Below are 2,709 nucleotides of genomic sequence, written 5' to 3'. Positions count from 1 at the left end.
GCTGGGCTTTTTGAAGGAAGACGTTCCCAAAAACTGGGGCGATCTATGCGACGACGTATCAGACAATTTCCGCATCATATCGCCCAAGGACTTTCGGGTTCTGACGTGAACGGAGTATAAAACTAAAAAAAGGATCCTACCTGATGGAAGCAGAGACAAAAAAAGCGGCTTTAAGAATGATTCCCTACGGAATTTACGTTCTTACCGCCAAAGCCTCCGATGGTAAGATTTCGGCAGCGACTGTAAACTGGGTGACGCAGACCTCTTTCGATCCACCGCTGGTCGCCATCGGTGTCAAAGCGGATTCCGGCATCTATCAAAACCTGAAAGTTGGCAGCAGCTTCGCCCTCAACTTCCTTGGCAAAGGTCAGCAGGGCGCCGCCTTCACGTTCTTTAAACCGGCCCAGCTTGAGGATGGAATGATCAGTGGTGAAGCCTACAGGGAAGGTTCGACCGGATCACCAATTCTTGAAAGTGCGCCAGCTTGTGTTGAGTTCAATGTCGCAGAGATCGTTAAACTTGGCGATCATCACATCGTGGTTGGTGAGGCCGTTGACGCCCATGGCGCAAGCGCTTTTGAAGGCCGCCCGGATGATGCGATCCTTCATATGAAAGACCTTGGCGATACGGTGTTCTACGGGGGCTAGAGCATGTCCGGGTTATTTTGAACCATTCTGACCATGTTATTTTGCTTCGTGAATAGGAACGCGCCGCAACGCGATGCTTTTTCATCGGGTAAGGTGGGTGACGACGTCACGATGCAAAAGAACGTGGCCTTCGGTGGGGCATATCGGCTTGTCGGGGTCGTTGCGGCCCTTGCCAGATGCGATGGCATCGCGCCGGCGGACCGCGCCTACCCGAGCAAACCGATCTGCCCCATCAGAATGATTCAAAATAACCCGGACATGCTCTAGGGCCTATACCCGGTGACGCCACCAGGTCTTGGAGCTGATTGAAAAGACCGGCTGGTAGTGTCGGATGGTCTTCGCTTCGACGACCTGCTTGATCTGGTTATCCAGAACATATGTTTTGCCATCGACAAAGGCGACCAGGATGGCGTGGCCGACTTTCAAGTTTAAATCTTTGACCGCGACGACACGGACCTCGTCGGCCTTGAACCCCAACAATCTAAGCGACAGGTATTTAATGATGGCGTAATCCTCGCAATCACCAAACTTGGCCATAAACTCACCGGGCGTCGCCCAGTAATCCTTTTCACCCCAGTTATTATTATCGGTAACGTATTTGGCCTTGTTCATGCGTCCGTTGATTTCATTTATCAGCGTCAGCTTGTCCTTGCCTTTTTGCTTTTTCAGATACTTCATCCAGCCATCGTAATGGCATTTGTTCAATTTCGATGAACTGCAGTCACCGGTAACCTTTTCCGCCTTTTCCTTGGAAAAGCGATTGAGGGCCTCATTCCATTTCTTGAACGGCTTCAGGTTTGTTGATGGTATTTCCTTGCTGTTGAAGAAACTTGGCGCGGCTTCTGCGGCCGCAACAGAGGATGGCAGGCCAGCAATAAATGCCATTGCCAGCAACGTTCCCACGATGAAACAACGTGGAAGGACACAAAAACGATTGCTTGTCATACCGGCCATTAATAAAAGCCCACCCATATAGGCGAAAACCAAGAATATCAGAGGATTATACAGGTTTTCACGCCCTTGCAGCAAGCCGTACCCACACCCATCAACACAACGTGAAAGGCGGCCATATCTATAAAAAATCAATTCCCCCTTGCGTCGGGACGTTGAAGTCGCAAGAATCCAAATAAATAATCAAAGGGAGGGGAAAATGGCAGAAACGGCAAGCCCGGAAGAAAAAACCCCAAGGAGAATCAACAAGGTCGCGCTCGGTATTGGCGTCGGCATGGTCGCGGTTATGGCTGCCGCAGTGTTCTTCACATTCCATTTCGTCGAACAGGAGCGTCAACGCGCCCTGCTGGAATGGCAAGTGCGCTTGGGGATTGTCGCCGACAGTCGAGCAGCTGACGTCAATGAATGGGTTGATGCCAATTTTGCCGTTATTCGTGAATTATCCGAAAACGCCTCACTGCAAATTTATATGGATGAACTGGCCGCAAGCGCCGGCAACAAGGAAGAAGTGACCGATGAAGCGGCCCAGGCGGGTTATCTGCGTAATCTTCTGGTGGCCACGTCAGAACGCAGTGGTTTTAAACCGCCCGAAGAGGCCGCCGAGGTCAACGCCAATGTGGAACGCGCTGGTGTTGCTGGCCTTGGTCTGGTCGACGCCGATGGAAGACCGATTGTCAGTTCCGCCGGGATGCCCCCCATTTCAGGTAAAATTCGCACCGCCGTGGCCAATGCCCTAAACGGTGAACCGGCCCTGATTGATGTTTTTCTTGGCGCCAGTAACCTGCCGACCATTGGCTTTGCCCTGCCCGTTTATGGCATTCAATCCGACCAGGGTGCTCAGGGCATTGGCGCGGTCGTCGGCATCCGCACTATTGACCGGGAACTGTATGACCGTTTGAAACAACCCGGCGAAGAATCAAAAACAGCCGAGACCTATATTGTCCGTAAAACAGGAGCGACCGTCGAATACCTGTCACCGCTGGCCGATGGCACCCTGCCCCTGAAACGGTCTTTCGCCATGGAAACGCCTGATCTGGCCGCGGTCTACGCCATAGATCAACCCGGCGGCTTTACCATCGGTATGGATTATGCGGGCGAAGAAGTCCTAGTG

At 52.2% G+C, this 2,709-nt stretch carries 4 protein-coding genes; 3 read left to right on the top strand and 1 reads right to left on the bottom strand.

Features of this window, described 5'->3' with window-relative positions; translation table 11 throughout:
* Positions 1-143: 143 nt before the first annotated feature.
* Positions 144-647 carry a flavin reductase family protein gene (locus HOL66_15820; protein MBT5245703.1) on the top strand — a complete coding sequence of 168 codons (504 nt, stop codon included), beginning with the start codon at positions 144-146 and terminating at the stop codon, positions 645-647.
* 111 nt (positions 648-758) lie between these two features.
* Positions 759-914 carry a hypothetical protein gene (locus HOL66_15815; protein ID MBT5245702.1) on the top strand — a complete coding sequence of 52 codons (156 nt, stop codon included), beginning with the start codon at positions 759-761 and terminating at the stop codon, positions 912-914.
* Between the two features lie 3 nt (positions 915-917).
* On the opposite strand, the gene HOL66_15810 is transcribed toward HOL66_15815, so the two are convergent.
* Positions 918-1,532, bottom strand: a complete 615-nt coding sequence (locus HOL66_15810; protein MBT5245701.1) for a hypothetical protein — start codon at positions 1,530-1,532, stop codon at positions 918-920.
* A gap of 265 nt (positions 1,533-1,797) precedes the next feature.
* On the opposite strand from HOL66_15810, the gene HOL66_15805 reads away from it, so the two are divergent.
* Positions 1,798-2,709 (top strand): cache domain-containing protein (locus tag HOL66_15805; protein MBT5245700.1); only part of this gene is annotated, 912 nt, incomplete at its 3' end.

This window comes from Rhodospirillaceae bacterium, assembly GCA_018662005.1.
GTDB lineage: Bacteria > Pseudomonadota > Alphaproteobacteria > Rhodospirillales > JABHCV01 > JACNJU01.
The sequence above is the reverse complement of the archived record's forward strand: the minus strand, read 5'-3'. Positions and strand labels throughout refer to the sequence as shown.

What these genes read in the sequence shown, in the direction of transcription:
- HOL66_15820 (MBT5245703.1), top strand. Translation starts at nt 144, where the DNA reads ATGGAAGCAGAGACAAAAAAAGCGGCTTTAAGAATGATTCCCTACGGA.
- HOL66_15815 (MBT5245702.1), top strand. Translation starts at nt 759, where the DNA reads ATGCAAAAGAACGTGGCCTTCGGTGGGGCATATCGGCTTGTCGGGGTC.
- HOL66_15810 (MBT5245701.1), bottom strand. Translation starts at nt 1,532, where the DNA reads ATGGCATTTATTGCTGGCCTGCCATCCTCTGTTGCGGCCGCAGAAGCC.